Genomic DNA, 15,796 nt, shown 5'->3' with positions numbered 1-15,796 from the left:
TGTAGAATGCCGCCATTGCACCTGATGAGAATTTAGAAAATGTACGATTGGCTCAACGCCCTGCCCAAGGCTGAATTGCACCTGCACCTGGAGGGCTCGCTGGAGCCTGAGCTGCTGTTCGCCCTGGCCGAGCGCAACAAGATCGCGCTGCCGTGGAACGACGTCGAAACCCTGCGCAAGGCCTATGCCTTCAACAACCTGCAAGAGTTTCTCGACCTGTATTACAAGGGCGCCGATGTGCTGCGCACCTCCCAGGATTTCTACGACCTGACCTGGGCTTACCTGCTGCGCTGCAAAGCCCAGAACGTGATCCACACCGAGCCCTTCTTCGACCCCCAAACCCACACCGACCGTGGCGTACCGTTCGAAGTGGTGCTCAACGGCATCGCCGCTGCGCTCAAAGATGGCGAACAGCAACTGGGCATCACCAGCGGTTTGATCCTCAGTTTCCTGCGCCACCTGAGCGAAGCCGAAGCCGAGAAAACCCTCGACCAGGCACTGCCGTTCCGTGACGCGTTCGTGGCCGTGGGCCTGGACAGTTCAGAAATGGGTCACCCGCCGAGCAAGTTCCAGCGTGTGTTCGACCGTGCCCGTCACGAAGGCTTCCTCACCGTCGCCCACGCCGGCGAAGAAGGCCCGCCCGAGTACATCTGGGAAGCCATCGACCTGCTGAAAATCCAGCGTATCGACCATGGCGTACGTGCCATCGAAGACGAGCGCCTGATGCAGCGCATCATCGATGAGCAGATCCCGTTGACCGTCTGCCCGCTGTCCAACACCAAGCTCTGTGTGTTCGACGACATGGCCCAGCACAACATCCTCGACATGCTCGAGCGTGGCGTGAAGGTCACGGTGAACTCCGATGACCCGGCGTACTTCGGCGGCTATGTCACCGAGAACTTCCACGCGCTGTACACCTCGCTGGGCATGACCCAGGACCAGGCCAAACGCCTGGCGCAGAACAGCCTGGATGCGCGCCTGGTAAAACCCTGACCGGACGCAAAGCCATCATCGCCAGGTCCATGGAATCAAAAAGGCCAGGGCGATGATGGCAAACCCTCAAGGCTAAGATTGTTCGGACATGGCCAATCGGGCGATTTCTGCCAGCCCGTTGTCGTTGAGCTGCACCGCCTGGGACTCATTGACCAGGCTGATCCAGTTCGATTGCAGGAACAACTGCAACAGCCCCGCACCCAGCGCGCCGCCCAGGTGCGGTTGCCGCTGGCTCCAATCGAAGCAGTCGCACACCAGTGGCGACGCCAGCGCCTGGGTGTAAATACCCAGGCCCGCCAGGTGCTGTGCGCCCTTGATCGTCACCTCAATGCGTTGCTCATGACGCTCGATCCACCCCGCCACCAACATCCGCTCACGCAGCTGCGCCGCCACTTCGCCGCCGAGGTGGCCCTGGCACAGCCGCGCATGTCGCAACAATGGCGGCGCCACCAACACCGGCGGTGAAGCATGCGGCGCACTACGTGCGGCGCTGGCCAGGGTCGTACTGGCCAAGGCATCGATGGCGACGCTGACATCGGCCGCCGCCATGCGAAACAGCCGCTTGCCACGCCGGCCCTCGGTACGCAGCAAGCCACTCCCCGTCAGCCGTGCCAGATGGGCATTCGCCGAGGCAGGTGACAACCCGGCAAGCAGCGCCAATTCCTCCGAGGACTTGGCCGAGCCGTCCATCAGGGACCAGAGCATGGCGGTGCGTTTGGGTTCGGCGAGCAAGCTGGCGATCTGACTGATGCATGGTGCCTGTTCCATCGATTCACTCCCGGTCGAATTACTTTTCTGCTGCGGTGGGCGCCAAAGTATAGGTGCGTAAACCAGCGGTTCCGCGGCGTCTGACAGCATGAATAGGGACAGGAGCTGAGTGAAATTTCCTTGTGTGATGGAGGCTGTTACGGCGTACCCAATCGCTCCGGCAATTGAGCGGTCAATGTCGCACAGCGCGACACGAGCATTTCCCGCAGCAGGTTGATGGGTTTGCTCAACTGGGCCCGATGGGCGCACAACAAATTGAGCGGTGTGCGCTCGCCACGCAATTCAGGCAAGACCAGGCGCAAGCGCCCGGCCAGTACATCGGTGCTCACATCCAGCCAGGATTTGTAGGCAATGCCCACGCCCGCCACCGCCCAGCGGCGCACCACATCGGCATCGTCGCTGAAGCGATCACCACCGACCGTGAGGCTGACTTCGCGTTTGCCATCGTGGAAGCTCCAGTGGTCATGCACTCGGCTGCCAAGCATGTAAAGCAAGCAATTGTGCTGGGCCAATTGCTCCAGCTGTCGCGGCTCGCCATAACGCGCGAGATAGCTGGGGGCTGCGCACAACACGCGAACGTTGTGCGGCGCGACGGGCAGGGCGACCAGGCTGGAGTCTTCGGGCTCGCCATAGCGCAGGGCAATGTCCACCGGCTGGCGGAACAGGTCGGCAATCCGATCGCCCAGCAGCAGGCGCACGGTGAGTTGCGGGTACTCGTGCTGAAATTCGTCCAGCCAGGGCAGTAGTTGGTTGCGGCCGAAATCCGAGGGGGCCGAGAGTTGCAACACCCCACTGACATGGTCCTGGCCACTGGCCAACAATCGCCGTCCTTCGTCCAGGGCGCTCAACGCAGTCCGGGCATATTCCAGGAAGCCTTCACCTTCGGCGGTCAGGCGCAGGCTGCGGGTGGAGCGCGCCAGCAAACGCGTGCCCAGTTGCTGTTCGATACGCTTGAGCGCCGCGCTGGCCACGGCGGGCGAAAGGTCCATCACCCGCGCCGCCGCCGACAAACTGCCCAGGTCCGCGGCGCGTACAAACAACTGCAAATCATCAAAACGCAGCATTCAACCACCCATTATCAAAATATTATTGAAACAGAGTGCTGTTTTAGCCGCTTTTATCTTGCAGGGAAATGGCCAATCATCTGCCCATCCCGTTATCACGTGTCTGGAGTTGAATATGTCCACAGCCTTTAACGTCATCGCCACGCTGATCGCCAAACCTGGCCAACAGGCCACCCTGGAGCCGCTGCTGCGCGACCTGCTGGAACCCACCCGCCTTGAAGCCGGCTGCGAGCAATACGACCTGCACCAGGACCTGCAACACCCTGAGACCTTCTACATGCTCGAACGCTGGAGCGATGACGCCGCACTGGCCGACCACGACCAGAGTGCGCACATCCAACATTTTCGCGCCAAAGCCGCTGATGTCATCGAACACTTCGAACTCAAGCGCCTGAAGTTTCTCGCCTGATCACCGCCTTTTTCCGGAGCCCCCATGAAAGCCATTGCTTACTACGCATCACTGCCGATCAACGATGAAAAATCCCTGCAAGACATCCAGCTGCCGGAGCCCGTCGCCGGCCCCCGTGACCTGCTGGTAGAAGTCAAAGCCATCTCGGTCAACCCGGTGGACACCAAGGTGCGCCAGAACGTCGCCCCTGAGAACGGCGCGGCCAAAGTGCTGGGCTGGGACGTGGCCGGTGTGGTCAAGGCCGTCGGCAGTGAAGTGAGCCTGTTCAAAGTCGGCGACAAGGTGTTCTACGCCGGTTCCCTGGTCCGCCCGGGCGCTAACAGCGAACTGCACACCGTCGATGAGCGCATCGTCGGCCATATGCCCAAGAGCCTGGGCTTTGCCGAAGCCGCCGCGCTGCCGCTGACCGCCATCACCGCCTGGGAGCTGCTATTCGAACGCCTGCAAGTGCGTGAAGGTAAAGAGGCGCAAGGCCAGAGCCTGCTCATCGTCGGTGCCGCCGGTGGTGTGGGTTCGATCCTGACCCAACTGGCCAGCCAGCTCACCGCCTTGACGGTGATCGGCACCGCGTCGCGCCCGGAAACCCAGGAATGGACCAAGGCACTCGGCGCCGACCTGGTGATCGACCACAGCCAACCGCTGAGCGAAGCGCTGAAACAAGCCGGCCACCCGCAGGTGACCCACGTCGCCAGCCTGACCCAGACCGAGCATCACCTGGACCAACTGGTCGAAGCGCTGCAACCCCAAGGCAAGCTGGCGCTGATCGACGACCCCAAGGCGCTGGACGTGAGCAAACTCAAGCGCAAGAGCCTGTCGCTGCATTGGGAGTTCATGTACACGCGCTCGATGTTCGAGACCCCGGACATGATCGAGCAGCACAACCTGCTTAATCGCGTGGCCGAACTGATCGACGCCGGCACCTTGAAAACGACGGTGGGCGAGCACTTCGGCGTGATCAATGCGGCGAACCTGCGCCGTGCCCATGCCCTGCTGGAAAGCGGCAAAGCCAAGGGCAAGATCGTGCTGGAAGGGTTCTGAAGATAACGTCTATCAGTGTCGTCCGTTATTCGTGTAAGTGAGGGACGACACCGCTAGTCAGAGAGTTGATCTTTGTCATATTTGTGAGCGTATTCGGGTTTATATTGGCCGCCTTTGCCACGATTCTTTTACGTGAGGAAGTCAGCAATGAAAATCCTGATAAAAGCGTTAGCAAAATCCCCAGGCAATAAATGGCAGGTTCGTCTCGACGGCGACGCGTTCACCTTCCGCAGCGAGGCCGAGGCCCGCGCCTTCGCCGATACCCTGCAAGCCCGCATCCAGGCTCCCCACCGCTTCCCGCTCAGCCAGCAACGCTCCGCCGCTGGCTGACCTGCATTTCAGCCCTGCGCCTGCGTGGCTCTTGCCCGTTGCAGGCGCTGGGTCGACATCGCAATTGTCACCGCCAACACCCCGCACAAGCTGATGACCATCGCCATCGGCATCGCCGTGCCGTCGTGCAGCACGCCCACCAACGAAGCCGCCCCTGCCGCCACGCCAAACTGAATGCAACCGAGCAAGGCCGACGCGCTGCCGGCCCGGGCGCCCTGCCCGCTCATGGCACAGGCCGAGGTGTTGGGCAAGATGCAGCCCAGGCTGGCGATACAGATGAACAGCGGTACCAGCAACGGCCATAACGCTTCGGTGCGCAAGGCCGCGATGCCCAACAGTGACAGCGCCGCCAGCAGATAGACCCACACCGTGCGCGACAGCAGAAACGCCGGGCCACGCTTGGCCAGCAGCCGCGCGTTAACCTGTGCAACCAGGATGAACCCCGCGGCGTTGGAACCGAACAGCCAGCCGTAATGCTCGGCGGGCACGCCATAGAGTTTGATAAATACGAACGGGGAGCCGGCGATGTAGGCAAACATCCCGGCAATCGAAATGCCCCCGGTCAGGGCGTAACCGAGGTAGACCCGGTCTGACAACAGCGCGCCATAGCGGCGCAGCGATCCGGACAAGGGTTGACGCGGCTGATGGGCCGGAAAGGTTTCCGGCAAACCGACCGCCACGGCGATCGCCGCCATCACGCTGAAGATCGACAGTGCGAGGAAAATCGACTGCCAGCCCCACAACCCGACCATCACACCACCCGCCAATGGCGCAAGGATCGGCGCCAGGCCGGTCACCAGCATCAGTTGCGAATACACCTTGGCCGAGCCCACCGCATCACATTTGTCACTGACCACGGCGCGGGAAATCACCATGCCCGCGCAACCGCCGAGGGCCTGCACGAAACGTGCGCCAATCAGCCATTCCAGGGACGGCGCGTACGCGCAGGCAAAGGACGCCAGGGTAAACAGGGTTACGCCGCTGAGCAGCGGGCCGCGTCGACCAAAGCGGTCTGCCAGTGGGCCGTAGATCAGTTGGCCGATGGCCAGGCCGGCGAAATACACCGCCAGGGTCAACTGGATATGTTTTTCGTCGGTCCCGAAGGCCGTCGCCATGGCAGGAAAGCCAGGCAGGTAGAAATCGATCGCCAGCGGCGCGAAGGCGCTCAAGGCGCCCAGAATCAGGATTATGCGGAGGTTCATCAGGCACCCAAGTGTGTCGGCAGCCCGACAGTTTAGCCGCGCTTGGGTGCATTGAATACGATAGCTCGCTAACTATTTGAATGGGTCAGGCGAGCTTGGCGCTGTAGCCCTCTTCGCTGATCAGGCTGATCACTTCCTCGGCAGACAGGCGGCTTTCGACGCCCACCTCTTTCGCCGCCAGGTCGACCTTCACGCTGGCCGCCGGATCCTGGCTCTGCACCGCCTGGGTCACGGCCCGAACGCAGTGGCCGCAGGTCATTCCTTCAACGCTGAATATTTGCATGACATGACTCCTTTGATGAGGTTGAACCCAGTCTTGACCTTGCCACGATGGCAAGGTCAAGTTCTGAAACTTTCGGCCGGGCTGGTATTACACCGCGGCGTCGGCCAAGCTTCACCCATCTTCGATTCAAACCACGGAGCATTCGCCATGCGCTGGTCGTTTTTTGGCCTTGTCGGCCTGATGAGCTTGTCTGCCGCTGCGCCCCAGGCCCTCGCCGCAGAAGACTATGCGGTGCTGATCATTTCCCGCGAACGCCTGGAAGTACCGACCAATTGCGAGATCGGCCTGTACATCCAGGACCAGTTGGCCGGGCGCCTGTTCCAGGAACAGTCCACCTCGTTCAACCTGCCCGCCGGCAATGTGTCGCTGCGCCTGAAACTGCTGCCGGGCCAGTCACCGGGTTGCTTGCCGGGCCTGCTCGCGCCGCCGGCGCAGAACATCACGCTCAAGGCCGGTGACGTACGCAAGTTGCGCATTGCCCAGGGCCCGGAAGGCATGTACCTCAAGCCTGCCGCACTGGAATACTGAAGACACTTGACCTTCCCCACAGGTCAAGGTTGATCCTAGGGGCAACTTCTCTGGAGGACTGCCCCATGAATGGATCCACCACCTTTGACCTGCCCATCGGCGGCATGACCTGCGCCAGTTGCGCCGGGCGTGTCGAGCGCGCGCTGGGCAAAGTCCCGGGGGTGCAAAGCGTCAGCGTCAACCTGGCCAACGAGCGCGCCCACGTCGAAGTGCTGGGCCAGATCGACCCGGCCGTGCTGATCGCCGCCGTCGACAAAGCCGGCTACACCGCCAGCCTGCCGCAAAGCGAAACCAGGACCGAGGCCGATCAGGCCCAACGCCTGCACCGCGAGCGCTGGTCGCTGCTGCTGGCGATTGTGCTGGCATTGCCCCTGGTGCTGCCGATGCTGGTGCAACCCTTCGGCCTGCACTGGATGCTGCCGGCCTGGGTGCAGTTCCTCCTGGCGACCCCGGTGCAATTCATCTTCGGTGCACGCTTCTATATCGCCGCCTGGAAGGCCGTGCGGGCCGGCGCCGGCAATATGGACCTGCTGGTGGCCATCGGCACCAGCGCCGGTTACGGCCTGAGCCTCTATGAATGGCTGACCGCCCCCTCGGGCACCATGCCCCATCTGTACTTCGAAGCGTCTGCCGTGGTGATCGCCCTGGTGCTGCTCGGTAAATACCTGGAGAGCCGCGCCAAACGCCAGACCGCCAGCGCCATCCGCGCCCTGGAAGCCCTGCGCCCTGAACGCGCCATGCGTATACAGGCTGGCCGCGAGGAGGATGTGGCCATCAGCGCGCTCAAGCTTAATGACCTGGTGCTGGTCAAACCCGGCGAGCGCTTCCCAGTGGACGGTGAAGTGGTAGAAGGCCAGAGCCATGCCGATGAGGCACTGATCAGCGGCGAAAGCCTGCCGGTGCCGAAACAGTCCGGCGACGCCGTCACCGGCGGTGCCATCAATGGCGAAGGTCGCCTGCTGGTGCGCACCACCGCGCTCGGTGCCGAAAGCGTACTGGCGCGCATCATCCGCCTGGTGGAAGACGCCCAGGCCGCCAAGGCACCGATCCAGAAGCTGGTGGATAAGGTCAGCCAGGTATTCGTGCCGACCGTGCTGGTGCTGGCGTTGATCACACTGGTGGGGTGGTGGCTGTACGGTGCGCCGCTGGAGACCGCGATCATCAACGCCGTGGCGGTGCTGGTGATCGCCTGCCCGTGCGCACTCGGGCTGGCTACACCGACCGCCATCATGGCCGGCACCGGCGTCGCCGCACGCTATGGCATCCTGATCAAGGACGCCGAAGCGCTGGAGCGCGCCCATGAAGTGAGCACCGTGGTGTTCGACAAAACCGGCACTCTAACTTCCGGCACCCCAAAAATTGCCCATTTGGCGGCAGTGGATGGCGATGAAGCCACATTGCTGCAACAGGCCGGTGCGCTGCAACGCGGCAGCGAACACCCGTTGGCAAAGGCCGTGCTGGATGCGTGCAGCGAGCAAGGCCTGACGGTGGCGGACGTAAGCACCAGCCAATCCCTGACCGGACGTGGCATTGCCGGCACCCTCGGCGGGCGCCAACTGGCCCTGGGAAATCGGCGCCTGCTGGAAGAAAGCGGCCTGGACGCGGGTGGGCTGGCCGACTCTGCCACGGCCTGGGAGGCCGAGGGCCGTACCTTGTCCTGGCTGATCGAGCAAGGCGCACAACCCCGTGTACTCGGGCTGTTTGCCTTTGGTGACACGCTCAAGCCTGGCGCGCTGGAAGCGGTGGCACAACTCAAGGCCCGGCACATCTGCAGCCACTTGCTCACCGGCGACAATCGCGGCAGCGCCCGCGTCGTTGCCCAAGCGCTGGGCATCGATGACGTACACGCCGAAGTCCTGCCCGCCGATAAAGCCGCCACCGTCGCCGAACTGAAAAAAACCGGCGTAGTGGCCATGGTCGGCGACGGCATCAACGACGCCCCGGCCCTGGCCGCCGCCGACATCGGCATCGCCATGGGCGGCGGCACCGACGTGGCCATGCATGCCGCCGGCATCACCTTGATGCGCGGCGACCCACGCCTGGTCCCGGCCGCCCTGGAGATCAGCCGCAAGACCTACGCCAAGATCCGCCAGAACCTGTTCTGGGCCTTTGTGTATAACTTGATCGGCATTCCCCTGGCCGCATTCGGCCTGCTCAACCCGGTGCTCGCGGGCGCGACCATGGCCTTGTCCAGCGTCAGTGTCGTGAGCAACGCCTTGCTGTTGAAAACTTGGAAACCCAGCACTTGGAAACAGTCGCACTTGGAGGATCAACGCCCATGAACATCGGCCAAGCCGCCCGGCAAAGCGGGCTGAGCGCGAAGATGATTCGCTACTACGAATCCATCGGCCTGCTCAAGGCGGCCCATCGCACCGACAGCGGCTACCGCATCTACGGCACCGACGACCTGCACACCCTGGCGTTTATCAAACGCTCGCGGGACCTGGGGTTTTCATTGGAAGAGGTGGGCAAACTGCTGACCCTGTGGCAGGACCGGCAACGGGCCAGCGCCGATGTGAAAGCCCTGGCGCGCCAACATATCGATGAATTGAACCAGAAGATCCTGGAGTTGGGGCAATTGCGCGATACGTTGCAGGACCTGGTGGAGCACTGCCAGGGCGATCACCGGCCGGATTGTCCGATTCTCAAGGAACTGGCATCGGGAAGCTGCTGCGCGTGACGGAATCTATCTGAATGCATGCAAAACCAAATGTGGGAGGGGCGGTGCGACGATTCGACTTGCCCCTCCCACATTTTGATCCTCATCCAGCCAGGGATCACTGCATCCAGGGCGGCGGCGGTGGCTCTTCCGACGCTTTGCTCGGCGGCGCATCATCCGCCGCCCGAATGGCCTGGCGCCGTTCTTCGTCCAGCCTTGCCGCTTCGATCTCGCGGATCACACCGCCTACGTCCGCCAGTTCTTCCGGCTCGTCGAACTCGCCGGTCAAGACACTGGCCGGGTGCAAGGTGCCGGCTTCGTAGAGTGCCCACATTTCCTTGGCGTACTTGGTCTTCTTCAACTCCGGGGCAAAACGCCCGAAATAGGAAGCCATGTTGCCCACATCCCGCTCCAGCATGTTGAACGCGTGGTTGTTGCCCGCCGCATCCACCGCCTGGGGCAGGTCGATGATGACCGGACCGGTCGGCGTGAGCAGCACGTTGAACTCGGACAGGTCACCGTGCACCAGGCCGGTACACAGCATCAGCACGATCTGGGAAATCAGGAAGGCGTGGTATTCACGCGCCTGGTCCGGCTCCAACGTCACGTCATTCAGACGTGGCGCGGCATCACCGTACTCGTCGGCCACCAGCTCCATCAACAACACGCCTTCAAGGAAGTCGTATGGCTTGGGCACGCGAACGCCCGCACCGGCCAGACGGAACAACGCCGCTACTTCGGCGTTCTGCCAGGCATCTTCGGTTTCTTTCTTGCCGAATTTCGAGCCCTTGGCCATGGCCCGGGCCTGCCGGCTGTTACGGACCTTACGGCCTTCCTGGTATTCAGACGCTTGACGAAAACTTCGTTTATTCGCCTCCTTGTAAACCTTGGCGCAACGCAATTCGTTGCCGCAGCGCACCACATAAACAGCTGCTTCTTTACCACTCATGAGTGGGCGCAGCACTTCGTCGACCAGACCGTCTTCGATCAGGGGTTCAATGCGTTTAGGAGTCTTCATCAGCTTTTATTGTGGGTCCTTTATTACCAAATACGCGTATGGCACTCGTTATACGGCAATCGGCTCGCCGGTGGGAGGGGCTACCGACCTCTGACCACTCAAGAATGCATCCAATATGCCAATTTTGGCGAATTCAACGTTCGATGATCGCCGTCACACCTTGCCCGCCTGCCGCGCAGATCGAAATCAGCCCGCGCCCCTTGCCCGCCGCGTCGAGCAACTTGGCCAGGTTGGCAACGATGCGCCCACCGGTGGCGGCAAACGGGTGCCCGGCCGCCAGGGAACTGCCCTTGACGTTCAGGCGGCTGCGATCGATGGCCCCTAACGGTGCGTCCAGCCCGAGGCGCGTCTTGCAGTAATCCGCATCCTCCCAGGCCTTGAGCGTGCACAACACCTGGGCCGCGAAGGCTTCGTGAATCTCGTAGTAATCAAAGTCCTGCAGCGTCAGGCCGTTGCGCGCCAGCAAGCGCGGCACCGCATACACCGGCGCCATCAGCAGGCCTTCGGCGCCGTTGACGAAATCCACCGCCGCCGCTTCGCCATCGCGCAGGTAGGCCAGGATCGGCAAACCACGCGCCTGGGCCCACGCCTCGCTGCCCAACAACACCAGGGATGCGCCATCGGTGAGCGGTGTGGAATTGCCGGCCGTCAGCGTGCCTTTTTCGCTGCGCTCAAACGCAGGCTTGAGCGCGGCAAGTTTCTCCAGGCTCAGGTCGGGGCGCAGGTTGTTGTCGCGAGTCAGACCCAGAAACGGCGTGAGCAGATCGTTATGCCAGCCTTCGGCATAGGCAGCGGCCATTTTCTGATGGCTCTCGAGGGCGAGTTGATCCTGCTCGGCACGGGGAATCTGCCAGGTCTGTGCCATCAATTCGCAATGCTGGCCCATGGACAAACCGGTGCGCGGCTCGCCGTTACGCGGCAGCTCAGGCTTGAGGTGCTGGGGACGAAGTTGTAACAGGACTTTTAATTTATCCGCCATGGACTTGCTGCGATTGGCTTGCAGCAGGATCTTTCGCAGCCCTTCATTCACGCCGATAGGTGCGTCGGAGGTGGTATCCACCCCACCGGCAATCCCGCATTCAATCTGGCCCAGGGCGATCTTGTTGGCCACCAGCAACGCCGCCTCGAGCCCCGTGCCGCACGCCTGCTGAATGTCATAGGCCGGGGTTTGCGGCGAAAGGCGTGAACCCAGCACGCATTCACGGGTGAGGTTGAAGTCGCGGGAATGCTTGAGCACCGCGCCGGCGGCCACCTCGCCCATGCGCAGACCGTGCAGGTTGTAGCGTTCGATCAGGCCCTCCAGGGCCGCGGTCAGCATCGCCTGGTTGCTCGCCGTGGCGTAGGGGCCATTGGAGCGGGCGAAAGGAATGCGGTTACCGCCAATGATCGCTACACGGCGCAATTGAGTCATGGAAAGCTCCCTGTCGGTTGTGGTCTGGATAACTGAGCCTAGTCGAACGACTGCTACCCTGGGATGGTCAACCCTTTGAACCCCAGCCTTCGGAGAGCGTTCCATGTCTGACCGTTATATCGACTTCGCCAACTCAAGCCTCGGCCATCGCCTGGTCGCCGCCCTTGGCCTGCCGTCACCGGTACGCCTGGAACGCTGGCAAGCCGGGCGCCTGCGCCCGGTGGAAGGTGCGCTGTTACTGGGTGGTGGCGCGCTGGCAACGAACGTGAAAGCGTTTGCCAACCGGCTCACCGACGCCATTTACACCTACGGCGCCGACACTTCGACCTGGATTCCCGGCCATGGCCCCAAGCTCAAGGCCGTGGTATTCGATGCCAGCGACCTGCAACACACCGACCAGCTCAAGCAACTGCGTGAGTTTTTCCAACCGTTGCTGAAAAACCTGGATCACAGTGCACACCTGGTGATCCTCGGCCGCGCGCCGGAAAGCCTCAGCGACCCGTTCGCCGCCAGCGCCCAGCGCGCCCTCGAAGGTTTCAGCCGGTCACTGGCCAAGGAACTGCGCAACGGCGGCGTGCTGCAATTGCTCTACGTCGGCGACGGTGCCGAAGACCAACTGGAAGGCGCGCTGCGCTTCTTCCTCTCACCGAAAAGCGCCTATATCTCCGGCCAGGTGATTCGCCTCAAGGCCTGTGCCACGCCCGTCGAAGACTGGACTCGCCCCCTCGCCGGGCGCAAGGCATTGGTCACCGGCGCAGCCCGTGGCATTGGCGCGTCCATCGCTGAAACCCTGGCCCGCGACGGCGCCGAAGTGATCCTGCTCGACGTGCCCCAGGCCAAGACCGACCTCGAGGCCCTGGCCGCACGCCTGGGTGCGCGCACCGTGGTGCTGGATATCTGCGCCGAAGACGCCGCCGGCCAGTTGATCGAACACCTGCCCGACGGCCTCGACATCCTGGTGCACAACGCCGGGATCACCCGTGACAAGACCCTGGCCAACATGACCCCGGAATACTGGGACGCGGTGCTGGCGGTCAACCTCAATGCCCCGCAAGTGCTGACCAAGGCACTGCTGGACAGCGGCACCCTGCACGACAACGCCCGCGTGGTGGTGCTGGCCTCCATCAGCGGCATCGCCGGCAACCGTGGGCAGACCAACTATGCCGCGAGCAAGGCCGGCTTGATCGGCCTGGTACAGGCATGGGCGCCGTTATTGGAAGAACGCGGGATCAGTATCAACGCCGTAGCCCCAGGCTTTATCGAAACCCAGATGACCGCGCATATTCCCTTTGCCCTGCGTGAAGCCGGGCGGCGCATGAGCTCGCTGGGCCAGGGCGGTTTGCCGCAGGACGTCGCCGAAGCAGTGGCCTGGCTGGGCCAGCCGGGTTCCGGTGCGGTCAGCGGGCAAGCGCTGCGGGTGTGTGGGCAAAGTCTATTGGGAGCGTAAGCATGGATTGGCAAACCTTAGGCAGTACGCCGTTTCTGCCACCGTTGTATTGGCGGGCAGCGCTCAAGCGCAAGATCACCGGCAACACGCTGCCCGAGCAAGGCTTGCGCTGTCGGGTAAGCGTCGACCCCAAGCAGGTGGCGGCGTACCGCCAGGTCTGCGGGTTTACCGAGAGCCCCATGCTGCCGGCGACCTATCCGCACATCCTGGCATTCGGTCTTCAGATGCAGTTGCTCACCGATAAGAAGTTTCCCTTCCCTCTGCTGGGATTGATTCACCTGAGTAACCGTATCCGCATCCATCGCCCACTGGGCGGAGTCAGCGAATTGTCCATCGGCGTGCACACGCAGAACCTCAGGCCCCACCCCAAGGGCGCGACCTTTGAAGTGGTCACCACAGTTGAAGACTCTCTCGGCCTGCTGTGGGAAGCCGAGAGCCGAATGCTGTGCCGGGGTGTAAAGCTCGAAGGCGAAGCGACCGATGATGCCCGTCCCAGCCCTGCCGAGATCAGCGAATTGACTCGCTGGAAGGCCCCAGCCGATATCGGCCGCCGCTACGCGAGAGTGTCCGGCGACTACAACCCGATCCACCTCAGCGCGCCGACCGCCAGACTGTTCGGTTTCCCCCAAGCCATCGCCCACGGGCTGTGGAACAAGGCGCACACCCTCGCCGCCCTGGGTGAACACCTGCCTGCGGCCAATATCGAGATAGACGTGGAGTTCAGGAAGCCCGTGCGCCTGCCCAGTGAAGTCAGGTTACTGGCCAGCGCCGCCGGTTCCAGCGGCGAATTCTTATTGAAAGGCGCGGGTGACATCGAGCATATGCTGGGTAAATGGCAGCCCATTGCATAAAAGCGACTGATAAATTGTATATATACACCCTAAGTGATAGCGGGCCTTTTCAGGCTCGCTTTTTATATGCAGGTTTTTGATTTTAAACATATATACATCCAGAAACATCATGCCCTATACCTTTGGTATTAGTCGCTTAAACGGTACAACCCAGCCGTATATAAATCATTAATACCAAGTTGAGCATTGAGAGAAAGAGCGCCCGGGCCTGTTATAGCCACACGGACAAACGCATCGCTATCCGCAGAAATAGCCAGCGTTTGAGACAACTCAGGTTGTACAGGTGCAAGGAACTCAATCATGAAGACTCAAGTCATGTTCTGGAAAGCAAGTACCACGCTGGCACTGGCAATCGCACTCACACTCGGCGGTTGCAGCAGCGGTGGCGGCGGACATCACAGTGGGGGCTCTACTTCCTCGGATACTGCTGCTGGCGGTGGCGGCAGCGGTGGTGGCGGTACAGACGGTGGCGGTACCGGCACAACCAGCACCCTGGTAACGGCCAGCGTGGCCGACACCCTCGGCGATACCGTGACCGACCTCGGCGGCACCGTCAGCAGCCTGGGCACTACCCTTGGCAGCCTGCCTATCGTGGGTGCAACTACGCGCAGCCTGGTGCGTGCTACCGGCAACGCCGTCAGCAGCATCGGCGAAGGCCTGTCGGATGGCCTCGGTTCACTGGGTACCGACAGCAATGCACTGGGCAACACCGTCGCGGGTGTGGCCGACGGTGTCTCCGACCTCGGTGCAGGCGTGACCGCCACCGGCCAGAACGTCGCCACCTTGCTGGGGCACGTGCCGGTGGTCAGCAGCGCGGCACCGGTGGCAGGCAACGTCGTCGGCAAGCTCGGCAATGCCGTGACCATGCTCGGCGACACCCTCAGCACCGCCAGTACCACCGGCCCGCTGGGCTCGGCCACCCATACGCTTGGCGCAAAGGTATTGGTCCCGGTGGTGTCGCTGGTGGAAAGCACCACCGCTAAAGTCGGCAGCACGACCGGCCTGGACAGCCCCGTGGGCGGCCTGCTGCAAAAGCTCGGCGATACCGTCGATAGCCTGGGCAATCAAGTCGCCGACACCGGTGGCAGCGGCAACCCGGCGACCGGCGCCGTGGGCGGCGTGCTCAATGGCGTGGGTACCGTGGTCGGCAAGGCCAGCGGCTATGTCGACGCCACGGGTAACAGTGGCGGCAGCAACCGCAGACCGGGCCTGGCGGAACTCATCGGCGGCGTGATAGCGGGCGCCGGCAGCGGCCTCAATGCCGGCAGTAGCAACGGTCTGGTCAGCGCCACCGGCGTCACCGGTGTGAAGGCGGGCACTACCGTGGCATCCCTGGGCACCCTTCTGGGCGGCAGTGGCGTCCCCAACACCGCCGCAGGCACCCCCATTGCCACGTTGACCAGCCAGGTCGGCGGCGCGTTGAACCCCGTCACCAGTGGCGTCACCCGCCTCACTCAAAACGTCGGCAATGCCACCGGCCTGGGCACTCCAATCAACGGCCTGGCCACCAACGCCGGCGGCGCCGTCAGCAGGCTGGGCAGCCAAATCACCAGCACCAACGCCAACCCGGTCATCAACGCCTTGGGGGGTACCGTCAACGCAGTGGGTGGCACCGTGGCCTCGGTCGGAGGATTGGTCAGCGGCGGCCCCAACACCGGTGGTGGTTTGCTCGGCGGCGGCCTGGCCGTGACGACCTCCGCGGGTGCCAGCACCAGTACGAATGGCGGTGCCCTGGGCGGGCTGCTGGGTGGCCTGACCGGCAGGAAATGATTGCACCTGGCCGATTAGACGGCCT

Annotated in this window: 17 protein-coding genes; 10 read left to right on the top strand and 7 right to left on the bottom strand. The window is 62.7% G+C overall.

The window, feature by feature from the left end; all coding sequences use genetic code 11:
• The first annotated feature begins 39 nt into the window (after window positions 1-39).
• A complete protein-coding gene (locus tag BLW22_RS33640; protein ID WP_043051475.1) occupies window positions 40-993 on the top strand; it encodes an adenosine deaminase in 954 nt (317 codons plus the stop codon).
• A 72-nt stretch (window positions 994-1,065) separates the two neighbouring features.
• On the opposite strand, the gene BLW22_RS33635 is transcribed toward BLW22_RS33640, so the two are convergent.
• On the bottom strand, window positions 1,066-1,761 hold the full coding sequence (locus tag BLW22_RS33635) for an ArsR/SmtB family transcription factor (protein ID WP_074848682.1): 696 nt from the start codon (window positions 1,759-1,761) through the stop codon (window positions 1,066-1,068).
• A 137-nt stretch (window positions 1,762-1,898) separates the two neighbouring features.
• Complete coding sequence (locus BLW22_RS33630) at window positions 1,899-2,825, bottom strand: LysR family transcriptional regulator (RefSeq protein ID WP_027607952.1); 927 nt, start codon at window positions 2,823-2,825, stop codon at window positions 1,899-1,901.
• 115 nt (window positions 2,826-2,940) lie between these two features.
• On the opposite strand from BLW22_RS33630, the gene BLW22_RS33625 reads away from it, so the two are divergent.
• The 3 genes from BLW22_RS33625 (at window position 2,941) to BLW22_RS33615 (ending at window position 4,602) form a co-directional block, all read left to right on the top strand.
• Complete coding sequence (locus BLW22_RS33625; protein ID WP_065925529.1) at window positions 2,941-3,234, top strand: putative quinol monooxygenase; 294 nt, start codon at window positions 2,941-2,943, stop codon at window positions 3,232-3,234.
• Between the two features lie 24 nt (window positions 3,235-3,258).
• On the top strand, window positions 3,259-4,272 hold the full coding sequence (locus BLW22_RS33620) for a zinc-binding alcohol dehydrogenase family protein (RefSeq protein ID WP_065947186.1): 1,014 nt from the start codon (window positions 3,259-3,261) through the stop codon (window positions 4,270-4,272).
• 147 nt (window positions 4,273-4,419) lie between these two features.
• Window positions 4,420-4,602, top strand: coding sequence for a hypothetical protein (locus tag BLW22_RS33615; RefSeq protein ID WP_027607955.1), 183 nt, complete (start codon window positions 4,420-4,422; stop codon window positions 4,600-4,602).
• 8 nt (window positions 4,603-4,610) lie between these two features.
• Here the strand turns inward: BLW22_RS33615 and BLW22_RS33610 are convergent, their stop codons facing one another.
• Window positions 4,611-5,804, bottom strand: coding sequence for a multidrug effflux MFS transporter (locus BLW22_RS33610; protein WP_027607956.1), 1,194 nt, complete (start codon window positions 5,802-5,804; stop codon window positions 4,611-4,613).
• An 85-nt stretch (window positions 5,805-5,889) separates the two neighbouring features.
• Complete coding sequence (locus tag BLW22_RS33605; RefSeq protein ID WP_027607957.1) at window positions 5,890-6,087, bottom strand: heavy-metal-associated domain-containing protein; 198 nt, start codon at window positions 6,085-6,087, stop codon at window positions 5,890-5,892.
• 147 nt (window positions 6,088-6,234) lie between these two features.
• Here BLW22_RS33605 and BLW22_RS33600 point away from each other — a divergent pair, with 147 nt between their 5' ends.
• From BLW22_RS33600 to cueR, 3 genes are all read left to right on the top strand, one after another.
• A complete protein-coding gene (locus BLW22_RS33600) occupies window positions 6,235-6,615 on the top strand; it encodes a hypothetical protein (RefSeq protein WP_027607958.1) in 381 nt (126 codons plus the stop codon).
• A gap of 65 nt (window positions 6,616-6,680) precedes the next feature.
• The gene (locus tag BLW22_RS33595; RefSeq protein WP_074848680.1) at window positions 6,681-8,897 is read left to right on the top strand and encodes a heavy metal translocating P-type ATPase; all 2,217 of its coding nucleotides are present in this window, start codon (window positions 6,681-6,683) and stop codon (window positions 8,895-8,897) included.
• Complete coding sequence (gene cueR / locus BLW22_RS33590; RefSeq protein WP_065925533.1) at window positions 8,894-9,295, top strand: Cu(I)-responsive transcriptional regulator; 402 nt, start codon at window positions 8,894-8,896, stop codon at window positions 9,293-9,295. The genes BLW22_RS33595 and cueR overlap by 4 nt, the downstream gene beginning before the upstream one ends.
• 97 nt (window positions 9,296-9,392) lie before the next feature.
• On the opposite strand, the gene BLW22_RS33585 is transcribed toward cueR, so the two are convergent.
• Window positions 9,393-10,292, bottom strand: a complete 900-nt coding sequence (locus BLW22_RS33585; protein WP_027607961.1) for a PA4780 family RIO1-like protein kinase — start codon at window positions 10,290-10,292, stop codon at window positions 9,393-9,395.
• Window positions 10,293-10,425: 133 nt separating this feature from the next.
• A complete protein-coding gene (locus BLW22_RS33580) occupies window positions 10,426-11,703 on the bottom strand; it encodes an acetyl-CoA C-acetyltransferase (protein ID WP_074848679.1) in 1,278 nt (425 codons plus the stop codon).
• 103 nt (window positions 11,704-11,806) lie between these two features.
• Here BLW22_RS33580 and BLW22_RS33575 point away from each other — a divergent pair, with 103 nt between their 5' ends.
• Both BLW22_RS33575 and BLW22_RS33570 read left to right on the top strand, forming a co-directional pair.
• Window positions 11,807-13,150: a 3-oxoacyl-ACP reductase gene (locus BLW22_RS33575; protein ID WP_074848677.1), complete on the top strand. Its 1,344-nt coding sequence runs from the start codon at window positions 11,807-11,809 to the stop codon at window positions 13,148-13,150.
• A gap of 2 nt (window positions 13,151-13,152) precedes the next feature.
• A complete protein-coding gene (locus BLW22_RS33570; RefSeq protein WP_065925536.1) occupies window positions 13,153-14,001 on the top strand; it encodes a MaoC family dehydratase in 849 nt (282 codons plus the stop codon).
• Window positions 14,002-14,129: 128 nt separating this feature from the next.
• On the opposite strand, the gene BLW22_RS34900 is transcribed toward BLW22_RS33570, so the two are convergent.
• Complete coding sequence (locus BLW22_RS34900) at window positions 14,130-14,303, bottom strand: hypothetical protein (RefSeq protein ID WP_155954386.1); 174 nt, start codon at window positions 14,301-14,303, stop codon at window positions 14,130-14,132.
• Between BLW22_RS34900 and BLW22_RS33565 the strand changes: the two genes are divergently transcribed.
• On the top strand, window positions 14,302-15,771 hold the full coding sequence (locus BLW22_RS33565) for a collagen-like triple helix repeat-containing protein (RefSeq protein WP_065925537.1): 1,470 nt from the start codon (window positions 14,302-14,304) through the stop codon (window positions 15,769-15,771). The genes BLW22_RS34900 and BLW22_RS33565 overlap by 2 nt on opposite strands.
• Window positions 15,772-15,796 lie beyond the last annotated feature (25 nt).

The organism is Pseudomonas marginalis (genome assembly GCF_900105325.1).
Taxonomy (GTDB): domain Bacteria; phylum Pseudomonadota; class Gammaproteobacteria; order Pseudomonadales; family Pseudomonadaceae; genus Aquipseudomonas; species Aquipseudomonas marginalis.
This window is presented reverse-complemented; position numbering and strand designations above follow the sequence as displayed.